Raw genomic sequence first — 25453 nt, forward strand, 5'->3', positions numbered from 1 at the left:
GGGGAACGCATGCCGTCAAGGATCGTCACGCTCAAGGTGAACGGTGCCGAACGCGAGCTGATCGCCCGGCCCTCGACCACGCTGCTGAGCGCGTTGCGCGAGACGTTGGGGCTGATGGGCGCCAAGCGCGGGTGCGCGCAGGGCGGCTGCGGGAGCTGCACGGTGCTGCTGGACGGCCGGCCGGTGGTCGCGTGCCTGATCCCCGTCGTGACGGTGGACGGCGCGGCGGTTGAGACGATCGAGGGCCAGGCGGACGGTGAGCGGCTCAGTGACGTGCAGCAGGCGTTCGTGGACGGGTTCGCCACGCAGTGCGGCTTCTGCACCCCCGGGATGATCATGTCCGCCACGGCCCTGCTCGACCGTAACCCGGACCCCACCCGCCAGGAGGTCGCCGAGGCCATCTGCGGGAACGTCTGCCGCTGCACCGGCTACGAGCCGATCATCACCGCCGTCCTGACGGCCGCGGAACGCCGCCGCGAAGCGACGGCCGAGCCAGGTAGGCCAGAGCCCGCAACGCCGGAGCCCGCCACGGCAGGGCCCGCGACGCCCGAGACCGCGGGGGCCGACCGATGACGCCCCGCCTGACCCCCATCGACACCGCGTACTTCACCCAGGAGCGGACGGGCGACTTCGACGTCATCGGCGCCCCCGTCCAGCGCTCCGACGCCCGTTCCCACGTCACCGGCCGCACGGCGTTCTTCGAGGACATGACCCCGCCGGGCCTCACCCACGTCAAGATCCACCGCTCCACCCGCCACCACGCCCGCATCAACGGCGTGGACGTCTCCGCCGCCCTCCAGGTGCCGGGAGTGCTGCGCGTCATCACCCACGAGGACGTGCCGAACAACTGGTACGTCGTCCTCCGCCTGATCGGAGTCGGCCCCGACGACGAGCCGGTGCTGGCCGAGGACCGGGTGCTGTACCGGGGCGAGCCGATCGTCGCCGTGGTCGCCGAGACCGAGGAGGCCGCCCGCGAGGGCGCCGCCAAGGTCGTGGTCGACTACACCGACCTGCCGGCCGTGCTCGACGTCGAGGAGGCGCTGGCCGAGGGCGCGCCGATCATCAAGCAGGCCGGCACCAACCACTTCGTCTACGAGGGCCACCACTGCCGCCGGGTCCGCTTCGGCGACGTCGAGCGGGGCTTCGCCGAGGCGGACCGCATCATCGAGGGCCGCTACGACTCCTCCCCCATCGAGCACGCGCCGACCGAGCCGACCGGCTGCGTGGTCGTCCCGCAGGGGGACGGCCGGCTGCGCATCCACAGCGACACGCAGGCCGCCTTCTTCACCCTCGACAACACCGCGCTGATCCTCGGCGTCCCGCCCACCGGCCTGCGGGTCGTCGGCGGCACCGTGGGCGGCGGCTTCGGCGGCAAGGTGGACGTCATCGTGGAGCCGCTGGCCTGCCTGGCGGCCCTGCTCACGGGCCGGCCCGCCAAGTACGTCTACAGCCGCGCCGAGGAGATGCAGGTGTCGTCCACGCGCGCGGCCGAGCGCATCTTCATCAAGGACGGCGTGATGGACGACGGCCGGATCGTCGCCCGCCAGGTCAGGCTGTACGTGGACGCGGGCGCGTACTCCCGGCACAGCCCCTACGGCGTGACGAAGGCGGCGGCGCACATGCCCGGCCCGTACACGATCCCGAACGTGCACGTGGACTGCTACTGCGTCTACACCAACCGCACGCCGTCCAGCGCCATGCGCGGCTTCGGCGTGACGATCGGCGACTTCGCGCTGGAGTCGCACATGGACCGGGTGGCCAGGGAGCTGGGCATGGACCCGCTGCGCCTGCGGCTGCTCAACGCCTACCGCGACGGCGACATGAAGGCGCACCGCAAGATCGCGTCGGGCACGGCGCTGGTCGAGGTGATCCAGCGCGCCGCCGACCTGGTGGGGCACAGGCTGCCACCCGAGTACCGGGCGATGTCGTCCACCGAGCGAGCGGAGGGCTGAGCAGATGGCGTTGCGGCGCGGACGCGGGTACGCGGCGGTCAACTACCCCACCGGGATGAACCTGGGCGGCGACCCGTCCCAGGCCCTGGTGCACGCCACCACCATGGGCGCTTTCGTGGTGACGCTCTCCTCGGTGGACCTCGGCCAGGGGCTGCGCACGGTCGTCGCGCAGTGCGCGGCCGAGACGCTCGGCATCCCCATCGAGACCGTCATCGTCGACACCGCCGACACCGACACGGGACCGCACTGCATGGGGACGTTCGCCAGCCGCGGCACCCACCGCGTCGGCAACGCGGTGATCATGGCGGCGCGCGAGGCCAGGGAGGTCATGCTGCAGGTGGCCGCCGACGAGCTGGAGGTGGACGCGGGCGACCTGGAGACCGACGGCACCGGCTTCGTCCGGCTCAGGGGCTCGGCGGAGAAGAAGATCCACGTCAGCGAGGTGGCGCTGGCCGCGCACTTCCGCCAGGGCCGGACGATCTCAGGCCGGGGCATGTTCCTGAAGGAGCCGAGCCCGGTCGTGCCGGAGACCGGGGAGATGGACCCCGACTCCTGCCAGGCGCACGCCTGCACAGTGGCCGAGGTCGAGGTGGACGACGAGACGGGCGTCATCGAGGTGCTGCGGCTCTACAACACCTACGAGGTGGGCAGGGCGCTGAATCCGGCCATCGCGACGCAGCAGGTGGAGGGCGGCGCCTGGATGGGGTTGTCGCACGCGTTGTTCGAGTCGACGGAGCCGTACTATCCGCACTCGCGCGAGCACGGCCCGCTCGACTTCACCGAGTACCTGATGCCGGGGCCCGCCGACATCCCGGCGCAGACCAGCGTGCTCCTCGAACGGCCCGCCGACAACGGGCCCTTCGGGGCGAAGGGGATCGGGGAGATGACGGCGAACGCGCCGATCCCCGCCATCGCCAACGCGGTGTACGACGCGGTGGGCGTACGGCTGACGAGCATGCCGTTCACGCCGGAGAAGGTGCTGCGCGGGCTGGACGAGCTGCGGGCCGGCCGTGCCGGCTGACGCGCTCCTCGCCGACCAGGACGAGCTGGGCCGCAGGCTCGGCGCGGAGGGCTATCTCGCGGGCGACGGCCTGCTGACCGCCGTGCACCTGGCCGGCGTGCTCGGGCTGCCGCTGCTGCTGGAGGGCGAGCCGGGCGTCGGCAAGACCGAGATCGCGAACGTGCTGGCCAGGGTGCTCGGCCGCGAGCTGATCCGGCTGCAGTGCTACGAGGGCCTGGACGCCTCCCAGGCCCTGTACGAGTGGGACTACCCCAAGCAGCTGCTGTCGCTGCGGGCCGCCGAGGTCGAGGGGCGCGAGGTCGGCGAGCTCTACCGGGAGGAGTTCCTGCTCCAGCGGCCGCTGCTGCGGGCGTTGCGGGCGGCGTCCGGCGCGGTGCTGCTGATCGACGAGATCGACCGGGCCGACAGCGAGTTCGAGGCGTTCCTGCTGGAGTTCCTGGGCGACTTCCAGATCACGATCCCGGAGCTCGGCACCATGCGGGCGGCGAGCGTGCCGTTCGTCGTGCTCACCTCCAACAGGACCCGCGAGCTGCACGACGCGCTCAAGCGCCGCTGCCTCTACCACTGGATCCCCTTCCCCGACGCGGACCGCGAGCGGGCCATCATCCAGGCGCAGGAGCCGGGGCTGGACGAGCGCAGCGCGGCCCGCCTGGTGGACGCCGTGCACCGCATCCGCGCGCTGGCGTTGCTCAAGCGGCCGGGCATCGCGGAGTCCACGTCGTGGGCGCGCGGCGTGCGCACGCTGGCCGGTGAGGGGGCGAGCTGGCCTGAGGCGATGCGCAGGTCGGCGGGGCTGCTCGTCAAGCACGAGGAGGACCTGGCCCTGGTCGAACGGCACGCGGCGGAGGTGTTCTGTGACTGACCCCGCGAAGGGGCCGCCGGCAGCACCCGCGACAGCGCCCTCAACCGGGCCTGTGGCTGAGCCCGGCTTCGCCGAGCGGGTCGCCGAGCACGTGCACGGTTTCCTGCGCGACCTGCACGAGCAGGGCCTGCGGGTGCCGGTCCCCCGGCGGCTGGTGTTCCTGCGGGCGATCGAGGCCGTGGGCCCGCGCGACGTCACGCACCTGTACTGGATCGGGGCGAGCACGCTCACCGCCGCCCGCGAGGACCTCGACGTCTACACCCCCACGTTCGAGCGCTGGTTCGGGACGGCAGGGACCCGGCACGTCCCCGGCGAGGAGTCCCCCGAGGACGAGACGCCCGCGCCGCAGGGCAAGGGGGACGAGTCGCCGTTCGCGGCGGCGCTCGGCGGCCGGGCGGGCCGCGAGGCAGGGCGGGCCGAGCGGGAGCGGCGTCCGATGTTCGGCGAGGCGAGCGAGGACGAGCGGGCGCTGCTCACGCTGCTGCGCAGGGAGCTGCCCCGCGCGGTGCCGTCCGTACGCTGGCGCCGCAGGAGGCCCGCCAGGCACGGCCCGTGGATCGACCTGGCGAGGATCTGCCGCGAGTCCTGGCGCACCCACGGCGAGATCGTGACGCTGCGCCGCCGTGACCGGCCGCGCAGGCACCGCCGGGTGCTGCTGCTCATCGACGTGTCGGGCTCGATGAAGCAGCACAGCGCCGCCTACCTGCGCTTCGCGCACGCGGTGACCGCCCGGCTTGAGCGGGCCGAGGTGTTCACGTTCGGCACCCGGCTGACCCGGGTGACCGCGGCGCTGCGGGCCCGCGAGGTGGACACCGCCGTCGCCGCGCTGAGCGAGGTCGTCCTGGACGCCGAGGGCGGCACCAGGATCGGCACCGCGCTGCAGGAGTTCCTGGGCAACGCCCGCTACGTCACGATGGCGCGCGGCGCCCTGGTGATCGTGCTCTCGGACGGCCTGGAGCGCGGCGACTGCGAGCCGATGCGGGCGGCCGTACGGCGGTTGTCGCTGCTCGGCCACCGGCTGCTGTGGTGGTCGCCGCTGGCCTGCGACCCGGCGTACCGGCCGGTCACCCGCGGCATGTCGGCCGTGCTGGGCCATCTGGACGCGCTGGCCGGCGTCCGTGACCTGCGCACGGCGTACGAGCAGGTACGGCTTCTGGGCAGGGAGTGATCGTCATGTACACGGGCCCCATCGTCGACGCGCACCACCACATCTGGCGGGTGGCCGACCAGCCGTGGCTGTCCGGGCCGATGGTGCCGCGCATCTTCGGCCCGTACGAGCCCATCAGGCGCGACTACCTGATCGACGAGTACGTCGCCGAGGCCACCGCCTGCGGCATCACCCAGTCCGTCTACGTGCAGACGAACTGGCCGCTCGACCGGGTCGAGGACGAGGTGCGCTGGCTGCGCGAGGTGCACGAGCAGAGCGGCTGGCCGACGGCGGTCGTCGCGGCGGCCGACATGTTCGCCGACGACGCGCCGGAGGTGATGCGGCGGCAGGCCGCGCTCACTCCGCTGGTGCGGGGCGTGCGGCAGCAGCTGCACTGGCACGAGCGGCCCGAGTTCCGCTTCGCCGACGCCCCCGACCGGATGAAGGACCCGGTGTTCAGGAAGAACGTCGGCGCGCTCGCCGGTCTCGGCTGGCTGTTCGAGCTGCAGGTCTTCCCCGAGCAGATGGCGGACGCGGCCGAGCTGGTGGCCGACTTTCCCGAGATCACGTTCGTGCTCGTGCACGCGGGCATGCTCGTCGGCGACGCGTACGTGCGGTCGTGGCGTTCCGGGCTGGCGGCGCTGGCCGGGCTGCCGAACGTCGTCGTCAAGCTCACCGGGCAGGGCACGTTCGTGCACCGGGTGGACCCCGGCCTCATCTCGCTCGTCACCGACGAGGTGATCGGCCGGTTCGGCGCCGGGCGCGCCATGTTCGGCACCAACTTCCCCGTGGAGAAGCTGTGGACCACCATGCCCCCACTGGTCGGCGCGTGGAAGGACGCGCTGGCCCATCTCCCGCCCGATGACCAGGAAGCGGTCTTCGCCGGCACCGCTCGGCGGGTGTACGGGCTGGAGAGCTGACAGGTACAACGCTGAAAGGAATGAGCCCGTTATGGCACTGTTCGTTCTGACCTACGGTTACCACGACACCCCGCTGCGCGCCGAGCGCCGCGACGACCACGTCGCCCATCTGGAGAAGCTCAGGGAGCAGGGCAGCCTCGTCGCCGCCGGCCCGTACACGGACCTGGCGGGCGGCATGATCGTGCTGCGGGCGGAGGACGAGAGCGCGGCGCAGGCGCTCGTCGAGCAGGACCCCTACACGCAGCTCGACGTCACCAAGGACCGCCGGTTGCGCGAGTGGCGGGTGACGGTCGGCGCGCTCGCCGCCGGCGCCTGATGAGCTCCGTCTGATGAGCTCCGTCTGATGAGCTCCGGCGTCTGATGAACTCCGCCGCCGTCGCCTCCTAGTGCCGGACGGGCGACGGCGGCGGTCACCTTCACTTCGGGTCGAGCACGAACAGCGGGATGAGCCGGTCGGTCTTCTCCTGGTATTCGGCGTAGGGCGGGAAGGCGGCGACCGCCCGCTCCCACCAGGCCGCCCGCTCGTCGCCGTCGGCCTCGCGGGCGACGTAGGTGCGCGTCACGGTGCCGTCCTGGAGCTCGATCTCCGGGTGGGCCTTGATGTTGTGGTACCAGGTCGGGTGCTCGGGAGCGCCGCCCTTCGAGGCCACGACGGCGTAGCTGCCTTCGTGCTCCACCCGCATGACCGGCGTGTAACGCAGCCTGCCGGTCTTGGCGCCGCGCACGGTCAGCAGCACCACCTTCAAGCCCCGGATGTCGGCGACCTCGGTGGTGCCGGCTTCGAGGATCTTCTTCGTCTGGTCGCGTACCCAGTCGGTGGGGCTCAGCTCAACGCTCTGATCAGCCATGCCCGAGATCAACAACGGGCCCGCCGCGCTCATTCCCGCCGCGCTCACTCCTGCCGGCGCTGGACGAGGTCGCACAGCAGCGGAGTCAGCGCGGCGGCGGCGAGCGCCATCGCCCAGCCCGCGAGCGGGATCGGGGTCAGCGCGAGCGGCGCGCCGAGCGGCGGCACGAGCGTGACCACGGCCTGCAGCGCGGCGGTCCCCGCGACGGCGAGCAGCACCGCCCTGCCCCGCCACCACCCGCGCTCGAACGTCCACCGGCCCGCCCTGGCCACGTAGGCCAGCGTGAGCCGGGCGAATACCAGGGTCAGCACGGCCTGCGTCCTGACCATGGTCTCGTCCCAGCCGAGCCGCCGCGCCACCTCGACGGCCGCCACGACCAGCAGGCCGACGATCAGCGATCGCACGCCGATGCGGGCCAGCGTTCGCCGCGACAGCAGGCCGTCGCGCGCCGGCCGGGTGGCCAGGGGGTCGCCGGGCGCCCGGTCCACGCCGAGCGCGATGGCGGGGATGCCGTCCAGCACCAGGTTGATCCAGAGCAGCTGCACCGGCAGCAGCGGGATGACCAGGTCGGGCCAGAGGAACAGGCCGGCGAGCACGAGGAAGATCTCGGCCAGGTTGCCCGCGAGCAGGTAGCCGATCATGGAGGTGACGTTGCGGTGCAGGCGGCGGCCCTCGCGGACGCCGGTCACGATCGTGCCCAGCTCGCCGTTGGTGACGACCACGGCGGCGGCCTCGCGGGCGACGTCGGTGCCCTCGTCACCGGCCATCGCGACGCCCACATCGGCGTGCCGCAGGGCGGGGGCGTCGTTCACGCCGTCGCCGGTCATCGCGACGATCTCGCCGCCCTCGCGCAGGGCGTGCACGAGGTCCAGCTTGGTGGCCGGGTCGACGCGGGCCAGCACGCCCGCCTGGCGGAGCCTGGCCTGCCGGTCGCCGCCGTCCAGCGCGGCGCCGGTCAGCACCGGCTCGGGGTCGATGCCGACCTCCTCGGCGACGGCGCGAGCGGTGTCGGCGTGGTCGCCGGTCACCATGATCACGCGGATGCCGCCGGCTCTGGAGTCCGCCACCGCCTGGCGCGCCGACGGCCTGATCTCGTCGCTCAGCCCGACCAGGCCCACCGGCCGCAGGCCCGTCGCGTCGAGGTCGTCGGTGTCGCCCTCGGCCAGCGCCAGAACCCGCAGCCCGCGCCTGGCCAGCTCCGGTACGGCGGCGGCCAGCCGGTCGGTGTCCGCGCCAGGACGGCAGCGGGTCAGCACCACCTCGGGGGCGCCTTTGACGGTCAGCACCGGGCCCTTGGTCACCACGGCCATCGACCGGGTGTCGGCGTCGAAGGGCCTGGTGGCCAGGCGGGGCTCGTCGCCGTACCCGGTCTGCTCGGCGGCCGCGGCTTGGAGGGCGACGTCCACGGCGTCGCCGAGCCCGTCGCGGGCGTCGTTGCAGCGTACGGCGGCCCGCCACAGGTCCGCGCCGGGCACCGGGACGTGGTCGGCGACGGCCAGCCGGCCGGTGGTGAGCGTGCCGGTCTTGTCGGAGGCGATCACGGTGGTGGCGCCGAGCGCCTGGATCGCCGGCAGCCTGCGGACGATGACGCCCAGCTTCGCCATCCGCTGCGAGCCGAGCGCCAGCGCCGTGGTGACGGCCGCCGCCATGCTCTCGGGCACCGCCGCGATGGCCAGCGCCACCCCGGCCAGCACCAGCTCGAACGGCTCGATGCCGCCCCTGGTGAAGCCCAGCACTACCATCACCACGCCGGCCGTGACGGCCAGCACGCCGATGCGCCGGGAGACCCGGGCCAGCTCCACCTCCAGTGGCCCCTTCACCCGCCCGCGCAGCGCGGCGGCGATGGAGCCCATCTGCGTGGCCGCCCCGGTGGCGGTGACGATCGCGCGTCCAGAGCCGTGCACCACCATCGTCCCGGAGAACAGCTCGCCGTCCCGGTCGCCCAGCGGCCCCTCGCTACGCCCGCCCGCACGCTTGGCCGCCGAACGCGACTCGCCCGTCAGCATCGACTCGTTGACCGCCAGCGCGGCGGCCTCGACCACCCGGGCGTCGGCAGGCACCCGGTCGCCCGCCGCCACCTCGACCAGATCGCCCGGCACCACCTCGGCAGCCGGGATCCTGCGGGCCGCGCCGCCGCGCAGCACCTTGGCCATGGGCGCGGTCAGTGTCCTTAGCGCACGGACCGCCTGCTCGGCCCTGGCCTCCTGGGTCACGCCGATGACGACGTTGACCACCAGGATGGCCAGGATCGCCGCCCCTTCCGGCATCTCGCCCAGCACGACGAGCGTGACCAGGCCGGCGATCAGCAGCAGGATCGACAACGGGTCGGCGAGCTGGCGGGCCGCGCGGGCGAGGAGGGACGGCGGCCTCGCCTCGGGAAGCTCGTTACGTCCGTGCTCGGCCAGCAGCCTTGCGGCATCGTCGTCGGTGAGCCCGGCGGGGGAAGCGTCCATGGCTCCACCCGATCATCGGCGGCATCGGCGCGCACGGGCCGAAAGCCCGCACCCCAGAGGACCTTCGGCCCGTCGATGCGCGTCTTCGTCAGGCGCGTGCCCAGTCGAGGTTCTCGCGGACGACGGTGAAGCCGACCGAGCGGTAGAACGCCACCCCGCCCTCGTTGGACGACGGGGTGACGACGGCGACCGCGCTCGCGCCCCGCTCGGCGAGCGCGGCGCAGGCGCCCAGCACCGCGTCGCGGCCGTAGCCGTGGCCGCGGTGGCCGGGGTCGGTGCCGACCGGTTCGAGCAGCCCGCACCTGCCCTCGCCGGCGAACCAGCCGGTCGCGGCGGCCGCGGGGACTCCCGACGGGGTACGGACGAGCGTCTCCACCACGAGCCCGCCCGCCGGCGAGCGCTTCATCGCCTGCCAGCGCTCGACGGTGAACGTGGAGCCGGCGAACGCGGCGCGCTGCACCAGCACCCGGTCGGCGGCGGTGTCGGGACCGACGGGCTCGGCGCGGGTGGTGACCGGGCGCGGGGCCCACGTCAGCGCGGTCCAGGGCTCGTCCGTGTCGCGTGTCCATCCGGGCATGGGCAGCCCGTCCGTACGGTCGTCGTCCGGCCCCAGCACCTCCTCGGCGTCCGCCGCGACGGCCTCCAGGTCGGCGCCGGGTGCGGCGGTCACGCGCAGCACGTGCCCGTCGAGGAACCCGACGGCCACCGGGGTCCCGCCCGCGCTCCACAGGTGCACGACCGCGTCGTCGAAGCGGAGGTACCAGCCCACGTCGCCGGGATGGAGGCCGCCGCCCGGCAGGTCGGCCGGGGTCCACTCGCTCAGGGCGCGCAGCGCGGGGCCGGTCTGCTCGCGGGTCAGGCGGTGCCGTACGAGGGGGATCATGAACGGCACGCTAACCGGCGCCCTCGTACCTCCTCAAACGCTTTTCGCCCTGCGTGCACTGTTCTCACTGCCGCCAATGGTGGTTCATGTGGCGTACATGCCTGTCTTGGAGGTTTGTCGGCTGTCACCCTTATTTGCAGGAAAGGCAGCACTGTGAAGAACAAGAAGGCCGAGGAGACCGAGCACTCCGGGCTTTCCCGCCGCCGGCTGGTCAAGTACGCGGGCGTCGGCGCGACGCTCGCCGCCGCGGCCCCCCTCGTCGGCGGCACCCCGGCGCAGGCCGACGACGAGCGCAGGTTCGGCAACGGCGGCAACAAGGGCCGCATGTGGCGGGCCGGCGACCACCACGTCCACTCCGAGTACAGCGGCGAGTTCGACACCAAGACGAACCCGCCCACCTTCCACAAGGGCGCGGACGCCGTCTACCCGATCGTCACGAACGCCATCATGGCCAAGCATTTCGGCCTGACCTGGGCGATGTGCACCGACCACGGCGGCCCCACGCACTCCAAGGTGAACCTTGAGCAGGCCTATCCCGACCTGCTGCGCTCGCGCGTGCTGGTGCCCGAGGTGCTGCAGTTCTGGGGCATGGAGTTCGACGCGCCCGCGCTCGACCACCACACGCTGATGATCCCGCACCACGAGGGCGAGGCGCAGCAGCTGTACGAGCTGGAGAGCCGCTTCGCCAAGCACGACGCCTTCCCGAGCGACCCGGGCCGCGACACCGAGGCCAAGATGGTGGAGTTCCTCAAGGCCGCCCGCGGCATGGCGCGCAAACCGCTGGTGATCGCCCACCACACCTCCCGGTCGGCCACCGGGCTCGGAGTGTGGGGCCAGGACACGCCGCGCGAGTTCCGTAACGGCAACAACGCCGCCCCCGACGTGTACGTCGGCTTCGAGGGCGCGCCAGGCCACCAGGCCGGCCCGCTGAACGGCGGCGCCCGCGGCGGCTACGGCAACCACCCCACGTACGGCGGTTTCGACCAGATGACCGCCCGCGTCGGCGGCCTGTGGGACTCCCTGCTCGGCGAGGGACGCCACTGGTGGATCACCGCCACCTCCGACTCGCACGTGCACTGGACGCGCGGCGGCTCCGACTTCTGGCCGGGCGAGTACAGCAAGACGTACGTGGCCGCCCGCCAGGACTACGGCGACATCATGGACGCCCTGCGCAACGGCCGGATCTTCGTCACCACCGGCGACCTGATCACCGCGCTCGACGTCACCGCGAGCAGCCAGGGCCGCCGCGCCACGGTCAGCGAGACGCTCGTCGTCACCAGCCGGGGCCGCAACGACGTGGAGGTGGAGATCCGCTTCCGCCCGCTGGACGGCAGGAACGGCAACGGCGACCAGCCCGAGGTGCGGCGCGTCGACCTCATCGTCGGCCAGGTCACCGGCGTCAGCTCGAACCTGGACGCCGACAGCAACCCCACCACCAAGGTCGTCGCCCGCTTCGGCCCGAACGACTGGCGCCGCCAGGGCCAGGACCGCGTCATCCGGTACACGCTGCGCGACGTCGGGCACGACAGCTACCTGCGGGTGCGCGGCACCAGCACGGACGAGATGGAGCCGCAGGCCGACGGGAAGGAGAGCCCCTGGGAGGACCTGTGGTTCTACTCCAACCCGGTCTTCATCCGCGTCCGCTAGCCCTCCACACGTGGGGCGGCCCCAGGCCGGGCCGCCCCCACCGGCCCGATCAGCGGCTCCACCTCGGCCGCGACCAGCCGCCGGTACGTGCCGGCGTCCAGCACCCGCGCCCGCACCCCGTGCCGCAGCCGCCGCGCCCGCACCAGCTCGGGCCCCGCGGCGAAGAACCCCAGCGCCGCCTCCCTGTCGCGGCGCAGCGCGGGACGCATGAACGCCGGCCGCTCCGAGGCCGCGTCGAACAGCTCGTCCACCAGCCGCGCCCGCGCCCCCGACAGGAACCGGTGCACCTTCTCACGCACCTCGTCCACCACCACGACCGCGAACGACGCGGGCGCCGGCCGCGTGATCGCCCCCGGCACCCGGTCCCCCTCGCCTCCGGCCGCCCACAACAACCGCAGCAGAGCGGGGTACCCATCGCTGCACGCAACCCCGAGTCGCGACGCCACCCCCTTGCCGAGATGCGGAAAACACCCATAAGCCCGGCCGCTCTTGCCCAGGTCACGCGTCAGGTGGAAACGCACCCGCCCGTCCGCCTCCGCACTCACCACCACGTACGGCACCGGCGCGTCCTTCCCGAGCGGATCCGTCGCGCGCAAGCCGGGATCGGCGTTGTACGGCGGGCGCAGGGCGAAGATCAGATCCGCCTCCCGCCAGGCCGCCGCCTCCTCGTCGGCCGTGGTCTCCCACACGACCCGGCGCACGAGGTCGTACCGCTGATGCAGCCGCGACACCGGAACTCGCACCCCCGCATGCTGCCGCAGCCGCTGCCGCAGATCGCCGGCCTTGCCGACGTACAGCAGCTCGTCCCCCTCCCCCAGGAAGAAGTACACCCCGGCACCGCGCGGCGCCTCGCCCGCCGCGACGCGCAGCACCTCGCGCCCCTGCCGCCCCCAGTCGTCACGCATGCGTCAGGGTGCCGGGGAGGGCGGAGCCGGAGAGGTGGGCGCGGATCATGGCGGTGAACAGGTCCGGCTTCTCGCCGCTCCACGCGTGGCCCACGCCGGGCGCCAGGCGGGCCTCGCCGTTCGGGAAGGCCGCGGCGATCTCGGCCGGGGAGCGTCTGGTGAGGTCGTGCTCTTTCTCGCCGGCGACCGGGGCCATCAGGGCGCCCATGAGGCGTAACCGGCCCGGGTTGGGGAACGGCAGCACGTTCACCCCGCTCACGATCGCGCTCGCCACCACGTCGGGGGCGGTCGCGGCGAGGGTCGCGGCCACGTAGCCGCCGAGCGAGAGCCCGACGACGGGCGCCCGGACGGACGGCGCCCGCGCCGCGATCAGCTCGGCCACGAGAGCGGCGGTGCCGCCGATCGCCTCCCAGGGGACGGCGGCGCTGCGCCCGTGTCCCGGCAGGTCGGGCACCAGCACCCGCAGGTCGCTCTCCAGCGCGGTGACCTGCCACTCCCACATCCAGCCGGTGGTGCCCACGGCGTGCAGGAGCACCACGGCGCCGGCGTCGTGCGGGCCGGTCTCGTGGACGAAGATCGTCATACCGGCCATGCTGGCACACCGTCCCTCGCCGACACGCGCCTCACCGGGAACGCTTCCGTCCGTAGGACCCCCTGTCAGGGGCCGCGTCGTCAGGGGCCGCGCCTCTGCATGGTGTTCACCCGTGGAGATGGGTGCTGAGCCCAATGGTGCCAGGGCGGGGCGGCGGCCAAGCTGGTAAGCGAGCGAACCCGATTCCGGGCCCATCGGACGAGCGGTCGAGGGGAGAGGGCATGACGAACGGCCGGACGGCCTCCCTCTGGCAGGCGTTCACGGTGGCCGAGCCCGTGATGTGGCTGGTTCTCGGCTTGCTGCCGCTCGCGGCGCTCGCGGCGCGGACGCCGCGCGTGGTCGGCGAGGACGAGCGGCTCGTGGTGCGCCCGCTGGGGCGCGCGGCCGGCGTGTGCGGTCCCGGTCTCGTCGTCGTGTGGCCGGTCCTGGAACGAGGGGTACGGGTGTCGCTGCGGCTGACGTACCTGGACCTGTTCGCCAAGGAGCTGGTCACCCGCGACGACCTGTCCCGCGGCCGCCGTACCCCTCAAGGAAGGAGACACCCACCGGTGAACATCACCCACACCCCCGTCCCAGGCGGCGGGGTCATCCACCACTTCGACACCCACCGAGGCGACCACCTCGCGGTGATCACCAGCCCGACGGGACAGCGTTCCCTCATCGTGTACGACCGGCAGGTCCCTGACACCCCGATCGCCACCGTGGAGTTCGACCAGCAGGAAGCCGACCAGGTGGCCGACCTCCTGCACAGCCGCCCCTTGGCCGAACGCCTCTCCGCCGTCGAACAACGCCTGGAAAGCCTCCTCCAGGGCGTCCGCGACTGACCGACCCCCCGACGCGCGGCGGCCTGCCCCGCGCGTCGGCACGCTCCGGCCGCCTCAGCAGGTGTTCGCGCCGTCGAAGGCGCGTACTCCCCTGAACACCTGGGAGGAGATGGTCTTGCCTGGGTCTACTGTCTGGCAGTCGCCGTCGCCGCCTCTTCCCCAGATGATTTTGAGGCGGAGACGGGATCGGCAGTCGTTGCGGGCGTAGCCGGTCTGTGTGATGCGGCCGGTCGTCTGCCAGACGGCGACGCACATCGGGGCGTTGCCCGCCGGTACGGCGCTCCACGCCGGGGTCTGGGTGAGGGCGCAGGCCAGGGCGGTCACACCGGTGATGGTTCTGAGCATCGTGGCACTCCAGAAGAAAGGCCGGTCAGGCGTCGGTTGAGGTTTTGAGTGCGCTGCCGGCCAGCCACTCCTGCCACGACTTGGTCCAGGGCGTCGGCCCGTTGCCGAACTGCAGCTTGCGCGAGGTGCCGGTGACGCGGATGATGTCGCCGCGCTGGGTGAAGTTGTAGAACCAGTGGGCGTTGGTGGTGCTGGCGTTCACGCAGCCGTGGCTGACGTTGCGGCGGCCCTGGTCGCCGACCGACCAGGGCGCGGCGTGGAAGAACATGCCGCTGTAGGTCATCCGGACGTTCCACTTGGTGTGGTGCAGGTACTCGCCCGGGATGCCGATGGTCGCGGAGTCCATGAGGAAGTCGGGTGCCTTCTCCTGGGCGATCATGGTGCCTGACCAGCTCTCGTAGCCGGGCTTGCCGAGGCTGACCGGGATCTTCTTGACGACCTTGCCGTTGTCACGGACGACGGCGCGGTGGGTCTTGCTGTTGATCGTGGTGATGTGCCGGGGCCCGACGGTGAAGTGCACGGTACGGTCCTTGAGGCCCCAGAGGTCGCGGCCGATCCGCAGGCCGGCCAGGTGGGCGACCACGGTGACCTTCTCGCCCGTCGGCCAGTACATGCGCGGCCGGTACTGCACCTCCCGGTCGCTCACCCAGCTCCAGGCCCCTTCGACCGGCTTGGACATGTGGACGGTGAGCGACCGCTCGACGGCCGCGCGGTCCTTCTGGGCGGTCACGGGCTTCGACAGCAGGAGCTGGATCGGCATGCCGATGCCGACCTTCTCGCCGTCGAGCGGCGACATGCCGGTCTCGAGCACGCGTTTCGGCTTCAGGGTGGTGAACGCGGCCCGCTCGGTGATCACGTTCCCTCCGTCGGGCGCGGCGGCCTGGACCCGCACGGTGTACGCGGCGGCGGGCTTGAACGGCCAGGTCGGCCGCCACGTCCCGTCGGAGGTCAGGGCGCCGCCGACCGCACGGCCCTTGGCGTCGACGACGGACACCGCGGTGATCTTGCCGCCGGTGACCTTGACGCCGATCCCGGTGTCCGGCGGCACCTTCTTGGCCCCGTGCGCCGGCGTGATGACCAGCTGGGGCGGCGGGAGGGGCGCCCGCTCAAGCGCGCCGCCGGGGCCGCCTGGGCCGCCCGGGCCGCTCGAAGACGTGCACGCGGCGGTGCAGAGCAGCACCGCCGCGCACGTGCTGATGAGTAGGGTGCCGCCGTTCCGCATCGCCGACGCCTCCGATTCCCCCGACACTTAGGCATATGTCCGACTAGGTAGCCCCTTGGTGAGACGATGAGCGTTATGCCCGTGACTGAGAGTAATCATGCTGACATTCTGTGATCGGGTAGGTGATCATGCGGGATGGCGGCGCGCATCCCGTACAGGTCAGCGCTTGGGAGCGCTCAGGACGTCGGCGAGGTCGTCGGTCGCCAGCCCCCGGCCCGGCCGCGCCTTGGGCGCGGTGATCCGCATCGGCTTCTCCCAGTACCGGTACTGGGTGGCGAAGTGCCCGCGCAGGATCCGGTCGTCGCCGAGGCCCTTGACCTGCGGCCGGGGATGCGCGTAGAAGCCCCAGCCGACCCGGTACGGCCAGCCGCGGTCGTCGTACATGTACGTCCACGTCACCTCGGCCGTCCCCAGCCCCGCCCCGGACCCCGCCGCCTCACGGAAGCTGGGCGAGACGCGGTAGAGCTCCTTGAGGGTGATCGTCCCGGTCAGGTGATAGATGCGCTGGCGGCGGCCGGTCGTATGGTCCTTCTGCCAGGACGAGACGGTCTTCTTGACCTTCCCGGACAGCAGCTTGCGCAGCGTGGCGGGCTCCAGCGCGTTGATCAACTGGTCGCCGAACGCGGCGGCGGCCCCGCTCGCCCGCCCGATCCGCACCCACGACTTCTTCCCCGGCGCGAGCTGGTACTGCCGTCCGCCCACGCTGATCGTGCGCAGCGTGCCCACGGTGGGCAGCAGGCCGGCGTAATAGGGGTCCTCGGCGGCCTCGTCCACCACCAGGTGCCTGTTGCCGATGCTGAGGTGACGCACGTGCTCGGAGGCGACCACGCCGGCTCGCCCCAGCTTGACCTTGCCGGTGCCGCGCAGCGCCATGCCGCTGCCGATGAACGTCCGCCTGCCGTTCCGCACCACCTCCCGCGAGATGTCGGTGGAGACCTGCCCGTAGAACTCGGTCGTCGCCCCGGCTCCGCGGGCGAGCAGGGTGCGCAGGACGGCGACGGGGTCGGGCTCGGCCGCGACGGCGTGCGCGGGGAAGGCGGTGACGAGGGCTAAGGCCACGTTGACGGCATGCACGAGGGGACCTCCGGACGAGGAGAAGATCACGAATGGGACGGGAGGAATCTAGCGCGTACGGTCACGACCAGCCGTACACCTTCCTGATGGCGGCGCCGATCTCGGTCACCAGGGCCGTGTCGCTGCCGTTGGCGAGCACCGCGTAGCCGGCGCCCAGCTCCGGGTAGCCCTGGAACAGCGACCTGAAGCCGTAGTTGGAGCCGTCATGGGTGTAGGAGAAGCGGTCGGTGCCGGCGTTCGCGATGAACAGGCCGCGGCCCATGCCGGGCTGCGGACCCTGGCTGAGCAGCGTCCGCACCGAGGCCCTGGTCAGCGGGCCCGCGATGTCGCCGGACGCCTTCCAGGCCCGGTTGAGGTAGGAGATGAGGCGGCTCAGGTCGAGGACCGTGGTGTAGAGGCCGGCGGCGGCCGACTCGGGGTAGCGGTTGCGCTTGCCGGCGATGACGGCGCCGGTGGTCGTGTGCCCCGCGGCCAGCTCGAAGCCGGGGGACATGGCGTACGAGCTGGTCTTCATGCCGAGCGGGGCGAGGACCTGCTCGGTCATGTACTGGTCGAACGGCATGCCGCTCTGCTCCTCCACCATGCGCTGCAGCAGGACGAACCCGCCGCCGGAGTAGTGGTACTCGGCGCCGGGCGCGGTGGTCAGCTCGATCTTCGGCGAGTTGCCCGCGCCGTTCATGACCTGCGGCAGCGTCGGCACGGTGGCGCCCGGGCCGTAGCCGGCGAAGCCGCCGCCCCCGGCGTCGAAGCCGGAGCAGACGTCCGCGGGCGAGGTGGAGCCGCGGCCGATGACGCCGGCGCGGTGGGTGAGCAGCCGGTCGATGGTCGGCACGGCGGTCGAGGTGAGGCAGGATCGGCGCGACAGGGTCCAGTTGAGGAGGGGGCGGACGTCCGCGTTCAGAGCGATCTTCTCGGTCTGCAGCAGGCGCAGCACGCCGACGGACGCGACCGCCTTGCTGATGGAGGCGGCCTGGAAGGCCGTCTCGGGGTGGGCCGCCGCGCCGCTGCCGGCCTCCAGCCAGCCGTAGCCGGTGGACCAGGTGATCTTGTTGCCGGTGACCACCGCGACGGAGACGCCGGGCGTCTTGTACGCGCTCATCCGCTGCCAGATCGTGCCGCCCGCGACCGCGTTCTCGACCTGCCTGACCCGGTCGGCGGGCAGGGACGGCACCTTGCCGCGCGTCGCGAGCGCCCAGCCGCCCGACGGGGCGAAGGCCAGGGCGTGCACCTGCCAGCCGCCGCCGTGCAGGGTGTTCATGCGGGTGTAGCAGGCGTCGGGGATGGTGCGCGCGAAATACTCGTCCTGCGCCACGACCACCCAGCCCTTGGCCTTGGGGAAGGCGACGTGCGTGACGCGGCGCCCGCCCTGTGTCAGGTTGCGCATCATCTGGTAGCACTCGTCGTCCACGCCCCGCGCGTAGAAGCCGTTCGTGGCGGCCACGACCCAGCGGTTGCCGCCGGCCGGCGGGAACGCCACGGACACGACCTGCTGCCGGGCGTCGTAGTAGGCGGCGATGCGCTGCCGGCACTCCTCGGGCAGGCCGCGCGCCGACATCCCTTTGTCGGTGGTGATCACCCAGCGGTCGCCGCCCTCGGGCGGGAAGGCCACGCAGTGGATGCGCCGGCCGGCCTTGACGAGCGCGCCCAGCTCGGTGAAGCAGGCGTCGGGGATGCCGCGGGCGAAGTAGCGGCCGTCCTGCGTGACGATCACCCAGCCGCCGGACGGCGTGAAGGCCAGCGCCGTGATGCCGTACGGGGCCAGCTCGCCGAGCTTGCCGTGCGCCTCCGCGGGCACGCCGCTGTCGTAAGAGGGGTAGCCGGCGGCGTACGCGGGCGCGGCGACGCCCGCACCGGCGGCGGCGCCGGCCAGGGCCAGAAAATGACGACGATCCATCACAATGACTCCATTCGGGGCGGACGATGATCCTATTGGGCGGGGCGCCAGCTCTCGGAATTTGTCCCGCGTAGGTCGGCGAAGCCCCTCGAACAGGCCAAACTTCGCCTTGCACGGCAACCGGACGGCCGCGTGCGGAAACAAGGAAGGCGTACGGGAGAACGTCCGGAGGAGAGCCACGATGCGCGGAGCAGTGCTGCACGGTCCCGGCGACGTCCGCGTCGAGGAGCGCGGCGACCCGGAGATCGTCGCGCCCACCGACGCGATCATCCGCCTGACCGCAGCCTGCATCTGCGGCTCCGACCTGTGGCCCTACCGGGGCCTGGAGGAGAACGGCGGCCCGGCTCCCATGGGCCACGAGTACGTCGGCGTCGTCGAGGAGGTCGGCCCCGAGGTCACCTCGGTCCGGCCCGGCCAGTTCGTGGTCGGCTCGTTCTGGGCCTCCGACAACACGTGCGAGATCTGCCGGGCCGGCTACCAGAGCGGCTGCGTCAACCGCGTCCTGATGGGCTCGATCGGCACCCAGGCGCAGTACGCCCGCATCCCGCTCGCCGACGGCACGCTCGTCGCCACCCCCGGCATGCCCGAGCCCGAGCTGATCCCGAGCCTGCTGGCCGCCTCCGACGTGCTGGGCACCGGCTGGTTCGGCGCCGTCGCCGCGGCGGCGGGGCCGGGCAAGACCGTGGTGGTCGTCGGTGACGGCGCGGTCGGCCTGTGCGGGGTGCTGGCCGCCCGGCACTTCGGCGCCGGACGGATCATCGCGATGAGCCGCCACGCGCCCCGCCAGGAGCTGGCCCGCCGGTTCGGCGCCACCGACATCGTGACCGAGCGCGGCGACGAGGGCGTGGCGCGGATCATGGAGCTGACGAACGGGCTCGGCGCCCACAGCGTCATCGAGGCGGTCGGCACGCAGAGCTCGATGACGCAGGCCATCCGCTCCACCAGGCCCGGCGGCCACATCGGGTTCGTCGGGTACGCCCACGACGTGGCGCTGCCGGGCGACGAGCTGTTCTTCTCCCTCGTCCACCTGCACGGCGGCCCCGCCCCCGTACGCGAGTACCTGCCCGAGCTCATCGACCTCATCTGGCGCCGCGTCATCGACCCCGGCCAGGTCTTCGACCTGACCCTGCCGCTGGAGCAGGCCGCCGAGGGTTACCGGGCGATGGACGAGCGCCGCGCCGTCAAGGTGCTCCTCACGCCGTAGCCGCGCCCAGGCCGGGGACCCGGTCGTGCAGGCGGACGGTGGCCGCGGTCTCGGCGGTCGCGCCGGGGCGGCTGACATACCGCACGATCTTGAAGGCGGCGGTCAGCGCGCTCGGCGTGACCTCCAGCATCAGGTAGCCGCGGTGGCGCAGGTGCAGCTTCAGGTGCGGGTTGACGGCCGGCAGCGGATCGGTGACCGGGTCGACGTCGGTGCCGTCGCCACCGGTGGTGATCGAGGTGACGGCGAACTCGGCGCCGATCGGGCGGGCCGCCGGGTCGTCGTAGTCGAGGACGAGGTCGCCCGCCCAGTGCGCGTGCACGTCGCCGGTCAGCACGGCGACGTTGCGCGCGCCTGCCTCCACCCAGCCTTCGCTGACGCGCATCCGGGCGGCGGTGTAGCCGTCCCAGGCGTCCTGGCGTACGAGCCTTCCCGGGCCGGGGTCGCGGTCGCGCTGGCCGAAGAAGACCTGCTGGCCGACGAGGTCCCAGCGGGCGCGCGAGCGGTGGAAGCCGTCGAGCAGCCACTGCTCCTGGTCCAGGCCCAGCATCGTGCGGCTGGGCCCGTCCGGCGCCGGGCAGTCATTGAAGCCGGCGCCGCACAGGTGCGGGTCGCGGTACTGGCGGGTGTCGAGCACGTGCAGGCTGGCCAGGCCGCCCCACCGCAGCCGCCGGTAGAGCTGGATGGCGGTGCCGCCGGGGCGGGCGGCGGGGCGTAGCGGCAGGTGCTCGTAGTACGCGCGGAAGGCCGCCTGGCGGCGCTCGGCGGGGATCAGGTTGGTCCAGTTGTTGACCACCTCGTGGTCGTCCATGACGGCCACCCAGGGCGCGGCGGCGTGGGCGGCGCGCAGGTCGGGGTCGGTCTTGTAGAGGGCGTGCCGGCGCCGGTAGTCGGCCAGCGTGACGGCCTCGGGGCCGCCGTGGTCGCGGACCTTGACGCCGGGGCCGAGCAGGTGATCGCTGCCCTGCTCGTAGATGTAGTCGCCGAGGTTGAGCACGAGGTCGGGCTGTTCGGCGGCGATGGCGGCGTACGCGGTGAAGTAGCCGTGCTGGTAGTTGGCGCAGGAGCAGACCGCCATGCGCAGCGGGCGGCCGATCGCGCCGAGGGCGGGGGCGGTGAGCGTGCGGCCGGTCGGCGAGACGTACGGGCCGGCCTTGAAGCGGTACCAGTACGGCCGGCCGGGCCGCAGCCCGGCCACCGTGACGTGCACGCTGTGCGCCCAGTCGCGGACGGCCAGTTCGGTGCCGCTGCGGACGACGGTCTTGCCCGCCGGGTCGGCGAGGACCTGCCACTGGACCGGCACCGGCTCCTGCGGCATCCCGCCGAACCCGTCCTCGGCCATCGGGTCCGGCGCGAGCCGCGTCCACAGCACGAACCCGCCCGGGTCGGGGTCGCCGCTGGCGACGCCCAGCGTGAACGGCTCGCCGAAATCGGCCGACGGCACCAGGGACGGCAGGCCGGTCGTGAACCCCGCCGCCAGGAAGGACCTCCTGCTCAACACAGCAAGCATGATTGCCGCGGCCACCGCCGATGCGGACGATGACACGCCAGCCATCCGAGATCTGGGCACTCCGCCCCGACCTCTTTCGCCTTATATGTCACGAATGTTACGGAAGTAACTCCAACCCCTCGCCCCCCTGACACCCCGGTGTTAACCTGACGGCGCGCCTGTCCGCTCGGCTTCCAGTTCAGGAAGGTGATCGTTACGCATGCCCCCTGTAAACGTTTCCCGTAGGAGCCTCTTCACCATCGGCGCAGGTACGGCCGCTGCCGCCGCGCTGGCCTCCCAGCCGGCGCTCGCCGCGGAAGGCCGCTTCCAGCTCACCGCCCCCTCGACCTCCCTCATCTGGAAGAAGGCCCTGTACGACGAGACCGTCCTGCAGTCCTTCGCCTTCGACAACCGCAACGGCCACATCTACACGCTGCAGGTGAAGAACGGCTCCGGCTCCAACGCGGCCGGCGACCTCTGCCTGACCAAGCTCAGCCTGTCCGGCACGATCCTCGGGCACATGTACCTCATGGGGTTCGGGCACGGCGTGCAGTGCGGGGTGGAGCCGTCCGGCACGTCGGCGTACCTGTGGACGGAGACCGACGGCATCCCCGACGGCACCAGCTCGCGCGGCACCAAGCTGGCCCGGTTCAAGTTCGTCGACGGGCGGACGCTGACCCCTTCGTCGCCGGAGCTCACCAAGCACGAGCCGATCGCCGGGGTCCGCAACGTCACCTGCACGATCGACCCCTCCACCAACCGCATCGTCATGCGCTACAACGACAACGGCACCTTCCGCTACGCCGTCTACCCGCTGGGGCAGTTCAAGGCGGGCCGGTACGAGCCGATCTTCCACGTCGCCCAGCCGGGCGGGCTCGGCACCTTCCAGGGGTACGCGGTCTACGGGAACTTCGCGTACATGCTGGACGGCACCGCCTACAGCGACAGCAACCCGCCGCCGGGCAACGCCCACGTCACCTGCTTCGACCTGCGCACCGGCGAGCAGGTCCAGCGGGCCCGCACGGAGGCGGGCCGGTCACTCGACTTCCGCGAGCCCGAGGGCATGGGCATCCAGATCGCCGCCGGCCGTCCCCGGCTGTGCCTGGGGCTGGCATCGGGCGAGTCAGGGGCCCGGGTGGCCAGCATCTTCTACAAGAGCGAACTGATCTGACCCGCTGAGGGGCCGGGCGGACCGCCGCCCGGCCCTTCCGCTGCCTCGGCATCTGGATGGCGACCGGCTATGGCTCGTACCGCCTGCCCATCTCAACCTGTGATTCGCCCCTCGCGGTCTGCGGGCTCGAGCGAACGTACGTCCAGCGCGATCCACTCGTACAGAAGCTTGATGAGGTCGCGAATGGTCTTCATGATGGCCTGTGCAAGAGACGCGATGGGTCGCATCCGGAGAGTCGAGTCGAGCTTGCGAATAAGCGCGGGAGCGTACAGTAAGCCATTGCTCAAATCTTCGAGCCCAGCCGCCCGATCACGAACATCCACGACCACTCTGCCCAACGACATTCGGCTCGCCGGGGAGCAGGTGAGGCGTAGTTGCGTTTGCAGGGCCGCGTCGAAGTCCAATGCGTCCGTGAGCATGTCTCGCGCCGCCAGCTCGATAGAGTGGGCATCGACGACGAAGCCGTCGCTCAGGCCGCTGTTTCCTCTTCCTCCAGGGCCGTCGAGGGCGCGAACCGCCTCGTCCAATGCAGCAAAGAACGTAATGACATCCCTCATCACGCGCTCTACCCCGTTCAGCACGGAAGACCCCTTCGAGCCAAGCGCCTGTACGACTTCCGACGGCTGACGTCGCCTCACCGGGTCGGTGGGGAAATCCTCGCCTTCGGTGAGATTTTCAAGGCGGGTCTGGTTGAGAACCTGTCGATTCAACTGCGTCTCGACGAGGGCCCTGAGATCGACGATCCGCCGTACCAGTTCGGTGACTGCGCTTCGCCATGCGGCTGACCCGCGCCCCTCCTGCCACAAATTGCTCCAGTCAGCATGCTGAATCGCGGCAATGGTTGATGCGACTTTGTCCGAGCTGTCGGTACGCACGAAGGAAGCGCCCGCGAGGACGATCGGCAGAATGAGTTCCGTCACTCCGAGGATGCGCGCCTTACGATAGAAGGTGAGAAATTCGTGGCGACACCATTCGCTGTCGAAGTAACGAGCCGTCACGATCGGCATGAAGAACGTGGCCTCCTGGACCGCGCGGTCTATGACCTCTCGAAAATCGTCACCCCAGCCCAGCTCCTCGCGATCGAAGAAGATCTCCAGAGTTCGCCCGGTCTCCGCCTCGTGCAGCGACTTCATGTCGGCCACGAGATGGTCAACCGTATCTCTGAAGATTGTGTCATTATCCGCACGCCGATAACTGCAGAATATCTTGCTTGCGGCGGGTGCTCGTATCGAGTCCAAGTCGGATGCGTTGTCCACGACGAGACCCTATCTTTTCCCGGGTCCCATTGATCTTCTGATCAGATCAAGCGAACGTGGATTACTGTACGCGATGTAGGGAGGGATCACTCTTTCCAACGACTCCGGCCCCGCATTGTCCTGCATCACCTCGAGAATACGCACCGGTTCGAGGTCATGAGTGACAATCTGCCCGCCGAGGAAGTAGAATGGATAGAGGTGAGCAGAGTCGTGGATCGTAGTCGTGTTGAGTTCGACGATGAAGCCGAGCATACCCTTACATAGCTGCCAGGCGGCGGTGGTGCCAGCTCTGTAATCGAGATGGTTGCTCACCAACTGCAGCCTCGGAAACTTCTCCTGTAACGCCTCACGTCGTTTCGCGCTCTGCGCGGCCACCGTCGCCCCGGAGGCGGACACATCGGCTCGTATCATCTCATCCACATCGCGCGTCACAAACGGCGGCACGATGCCATAATGCAATATTTTCGGCACATCCCTAGCCGTCAAGGGCTTCATGTCCAGAACGACATGGTGCGCCCATACCGCACTTCTCGACCATGAGATCGTCAAGCCATCACTTCGCACGATGGCCCCCGCCAGATGGCGCCACGGTCGGTTCCCCTGAGCAGTGGAATCAACCGTTACAACGCTGGCGAAACCATCGCCACAGTGAGCCAGACTGCTGGTTCCATCTATTGGATCCGCCCGGAATATGGAGACTCTGCCGGGGACATGTGGGTTCCAGCCCACTGCCGGCGTCGCTTCCTCACCCATGATCAGAATCGACCCGAGCCCTTCGTCACCGCCGGGCGGGGGTTGGTCTTGCGCTAATGATTCAAATCTGGCCTGGGCAGCGGCATCGATCTCGAGCGGCGGCTTCCCGAGATGACCATGATAGGTGACCGATTGTTTGCCGAGCCAGACGGACGCAGACTCCACGTAATCGATCTCCACGGTCTTCCGACGAACGAAGTGCATGATAGAGGCGGCGTACCGAAGTGCCCATTGACGGGCGATGTCGTCGCGCGGCGAGACACTTGCGGGCGCACTCGCCTCCGACCCGAGTGCCCAGTCGTCAGATCCAGTGCTCACATGTGGACATCGCTCGGATGCCGTGCAATGTTTCCACTTAGCTCATATCAGCGAATAGTGCTGATCAAATGACAATTTGAGCCGAGAAACGACGACGATCATCCCAGCATTTCCTGGTCGACACCATCGCGAGAATCCCACCCTCACCGGGACTACCAGGCTGCTCGGCGTCCGACTATGGATGGGCACCGGGCTGCCGATGTGCTCGAAGTACGGGTCAATCTTGAGGGTCGGTGTCGTCGTTCCAGCGCTGGACGTAGTCCGCCATCGGGCGGAGGGCGGCGAGGAGGTCGGCGCCGCGCGGTGAGAGGCTGTAGCGCACCGAGACCGGGGTCGTGGGGATGACGGTGCGCACGACCAGCCTGGCGGCCTCCAACTGCTTCAGCCGGACGGTGAGCATGCGGGCGGAGATGCCCTCCACCAGCGCGGCGATCTCGCTGAACCGTTCGGCCCCCCGGTCGAGCGCGAGCAGGACGCCGGGCGCCCAGCGCTGCCCGACGACCTCGATGGCGCGGCCGGCGCGGCGGCACTCGGCCTCGTTGGTGTGGTCCCACTGGGGAATCGGAGCCGTCCTGGAAATGGTCACTTACCCATCGTAAGTCGCTTCCCTGACTTCTTGTAGTTACTTCTCGTAAGTTGGTTACCCCCCGTTTGTGCACTCCCGCAGGTGTCGGCA

General features: G+C 71.2%; 24 protein-coding genes. 11 read left to right on the forward strand and 13 right to left on the reverse strand.

What is annotated here, in order from left to right; genetic code table 11:
* Positions 1-9: 9 nt before the first annotated feature.
* The 7 genes from AB0K18_RS37475 to AB0K18_RS37505 are packed head-to-tail and all read left to right on the forward strand — an operon-like array spanning position 10 to position 6218.
* Complete coding sequence (locus AB0K18_RS37475) at positions 10-573, forward strand: (2Fe-2S)-binding protein (RefSeq protein ID WP_364924469.1); 564 nt, start codon at positions 10-12, stop codon at positions 571-573.
* Positions 570-1952, forward strand: coding sequence for a molybdopterin cofactor-binding domain-containing protein (locus tag AB0K18_RS37480; RefSeq protein WP_364924472.1), 1383 nt, complete (start codon positions 570-572; stop codon positions 1950-1952). The genes AB0K18_RS37475 and AB0K18_RS37480 overlap by 4 nt, the downstream gene beginning before the upstream one ends.
* Positions 1953-1956: 4 nt before the next feature.
* Positions 1957-2973 (forward strand): molybdopterin cofactor-binding domain-containing protein, encoded by a 1017-nt coding sequence (locus tag AB0K18_RS37485; protein ID WP_364924474.1) that lies wholly within the window; start codon positions 1957-1959, stop codon positions 2971-2973.
* A complete protein-coding gene (locus AB0K18_RS37490) occupies positions 2963-3835 on the forward strand; it encodes a MoxR family ATPase (protein WP_364924478.1) in 873 nt (290 codons plus the stop codon). Before AB0K18_RS37485 ends, AB0K18_RS37490 begins: the two co-directional genes overlap by 11 nt.
* Before the next feature lie 52 nt (positions 3836-3887).
* The gene (locus AB0K18_RS37495) at positions 3888-5003 is read left to right on the forward strand and encodes a VWA domain-containing protein (protein ID WP_364924481.1); all 1116 of its coding nucleotides are present in this window, start codon (positions 3888-3890) and stop codon (positions 5001-5003) included.
* A gap of 5 nt (positions 5004-5008) precedes the next feature.
* Positions 5009-5902 (forward strand): amidohydrolase family protein, encoded by an 894-nt coding sequence (locus tag AB0K18_RS37500; RefSeq protein WP_364924483.1) that lies wholly within the window; start codon positions 5009-5011, stop codon positions 5900-5902.
* Between the two features lie 31 nt (positions 5903-5933).
* A complete protein-coding gene (locus tag AB0K18_RS37505) occupies positions 5934-6218 on the forward strand; it encodes a YciI family protein (RefSeq protein WP_364924486.1) in 285 nt (94 codons plus the stop codon).
* 100 nt (positions 6219-6318) lie between these two features.
* On the opposite strand, the gene AB0K18_RS37510 is transcribed toward AB0K18_RS37505, so the two are convergent.
* The 3 genes from AB0K18_RS37510 to AB0K18_RS37520 form a co-directional block, all read right to left on the reverse strand.
* On the reverse strand, positions 6319-6750 hold the full coding sequence (locus AB0K18_RS37510) for a nitroreductase family deazaflavin-dependent oxidoreductase (protein WP_364924489.1): 432 nt from the start codon (positions 6748-6750) through the stop codon (positions 6319-6321).
* Positions 6751-6794: 44 nt separating this feature from the next.
* The gene (locus tag AB0K18_RS37515) at positions 6795-9203 is read right to left on the reverse strand and encodes a cation-transporting P-type ATPase (protein WP_364924491.1); all 2409 of its coding nucleotides are present in this window, start codon (positions 9201-9203) and stop codon (positions 6795-6797) included.
* Between the two features lie 88 nt (positions 9204-9291).
* The gene (locus AB0K18_RS37520; RefSeq protein ID WP_364924493.1) at positions 9292-10086 is read right to left on the reverse strand and encodes a GNAT family N-acetyltransferase; all 795 of its coding nucleotides are present in this window, start codon (positions 10084-10086) and stop codon (positions 9292-9294) included.
* A 153-nt stretch (positions 10087-10239) separates the two neighbouring features.
* Between AB0K18_RS37520 and AB0K18_RS37525 the strand changes: the two genes are divergently transcribed.
* Positions 10240-11733 carry a phosphoesterase gene (locus AB0K18_RS37525; RefSeq protein ID WP_364924496.1) on the forward strand — a complete coding sequence of 498 codons (1494 nt, stop codon included), beginning with the start codon at positions 10240-10242 and terminating at the stop codon, positions 11731-11733.
* Here the strand turns inward: AB0K18_RS37525 and AB0K18_RS37530 are convergent.
* Complete coding sequence (locus AB0K18_RS37530) at positions 11730-12638, reverse strand: GIY-YIG nuclease family protein (protein WP_364924498.1); 909 nt, start codon at positions 12636-12638, stop codon at positions 11730-11732. The two genes, AB0K18_RS37525 and AB0K18_RS37530, sit on opposite strands and share 4 nt — an antisense overlap.
* Positions 12631-13221 carry an alpha/beta fold hydrolase gene (locus tag AB0K18_RS37535; RefSeq protein ID WP_364924501.1) on the reverse strand — a complete coding sequence of 197 codons (591 nt, stop codon included), beginning with the start codon at positions 13219-13221 and terminating at the stop codon, positions 12631-12633. The genes AB0K18_RS37530 and AB0K18_RS37535 overlap by 8 nt, the downstream gene beginning before the upstream one ends.
* A gap of 230 nt (positions 13222-13451) precedes the next feature.
* Between AB0K18_RS37535 and AB0K18_RS37540 the strand changes: the two genes are divergently transcribed.
* A complete protein-coding gene (locus AB0K18_RS37540) occupies positions 13452-14054 on the forward strand; it encodes a hypothetical protein (RefSeq protein WP_364924504.1) in 603 nt (200 codons plus the stop codon).
* 54 nt (positions 14055-14108) lie between these two features.
* On the opposite strand, the gene AB0K18_RS37545 is transcribed toward AB0K18_RS37540, so the two are convergent.
* The 4 genes from AB0K18_RS37545 to AB0K18_RS37560 all read right to left on the reverse strand — a co-directional run bounded on the left by AB0K18_RS37545 (position 14109) and on the right by AB0K18_RS37560 (position 18589).
* Positions 14109-14399, reverse strand: coding sequence for a hypothetical protein (locus AB0K18_RS37545; protein ID WP_364924506.1), 291 nt, complete (start codon positions 14397-14399; stop codon positions 14109-14111).
* 25 nt (positions 14400-14424) lie between these two features.
* Positions 14425-15648, reverse strand: a complete 1224-nt coding sequence (locus tag AB0K18_RS37550) for an Ig-like domain-containing protein (RefSeq protein WP_364924509.1) — start codon at positions 15646-15648, stop codon at positions 14425-14427.
* Between the two features lie 132 nt (positions 15649-15780).
* Positions 15781-16695: a hypothetical protein gene (locus tag AB0K18_RS37555; RefSeq protein WP_364924512.1), complete on the reverse strand. Its 915-nt coding sequence runs from the start codon at positions 16693-16695 to the stop codon at positions 15781-15783.
* Between the two features lie 61 nt (positions 16696-16756).
* Positions 16757-18589, reverse strand: a complete 1833-nt coding sequence (locus tag AB0K18_RS37560; RefSeq protein WP_364924515.1) for a serine hydrolase domain-containing protein — start codon at positions 18587-18589, stop codon at positions 16757-16759.
* Positions 18590-18770: 181 nt separating this feature from the next.
* Between AB0K18_RS37560 and AB0K18_RS37565 the strand changes: the two genes are divergently transcribed.
* Positions 18771-19793 carry a zinc-dependent alcohol dehydrogenase family protein gene (locus tag AB0K18_RS37565; RefSeq protein ID WP_364924518.1) on the forward strand — a complete coding sequence of 341 codons (1023 nt, stop codon included), beginning with the start codon at positions 18771-18773 and terminating at the stop codon, positions 19791-19793.
* Here the strand turns inward: AB0K18_RS37565 and AB0K18_RS37570 are convergent.
* Positions 19783-21288 (reverse strand): alkaline phosphatase D family protein, encoded by a 1506-nt coding sequence (locus AB0K18_RS37570; RefSeq protein ID WP_364924521.1) that lies wholly within the window; start codon positions 21286-21288, stop codon positions 19783-19785. The genes AB0K18_RS37565 and AB0K18_RS37570 overlap by 11 nt on opposite strands.
* Positions 21289-21499: 211 nt before the next feature.
* Between AB0K18_RS37570 and AB0K18_RS37575 the strand changes: the two genes are divergently transcribed.
* Positions 21500-22450, forward strand: coding sequence for a teichoic acid biosynthesis protein C (locus AB0K18_RS37575; RefSeq protein ID WP_364924524.1), 951 nt, complete (start codon positions 21500-21502; stop codon positions 22448-22450).
* Between the two features lie 92 nt (positions 22451-22542).
* Here AB0K18_RS37575 and AB0K18_RS37580 read toward each other — a convergent pair whose 3' ends face one another.
* The 3 genes from AB0K18_RS37580 to AB0K18_RS37590 form a co-directional block, all read right to left on the reverse strand.
* Positions 22543-23706, reverse strand: a complete 1164-nt coding sequence (locus tag AB0K18_RS37580) for a TIR domain-containing protein (RefSeq protein ID WP_364924527.1) — start codon at positions 23704-23706, stop codon at positions 22543-22545.
* A 9-nt stretch (positions 23707-23715) separates the two neighbouring features.
* Complete coding sequence (locus AB0K18_RS37585) at positions 23716-24639, reverse strand: hypothetical protein (RefSeq protein WP_364924530.1); 924 nt, start codon at positions 24637-24639, stop codon at positions 23716-23718.
* A gap of 355 nt (positions 24640-24994) precedes the next feature.
* Complete coding sequence (locus AB0K18_RS37590) at positions 24995-25363, reverse strand: helix-turn-helix domain-containing protein (protein WP_364924533.1); 369 nt, start codon at positions 25361-25363, stop codon at positions 24995-24997.
* Between the last annotated feature and the right edge of the window lie 90 nt (positions 25364-25453).

Source organism: Nonomuraea sp. NPDC049421 (assembly GCF_040677005.1).
In the GTDB taxonomy this organism is placed as follows: Bacteria; Actinomycetota; Actinomycetes; order Streptosporangiales; family Streptosporangiaceae; genus Nonomuraea; species Nonomuraea salmonea.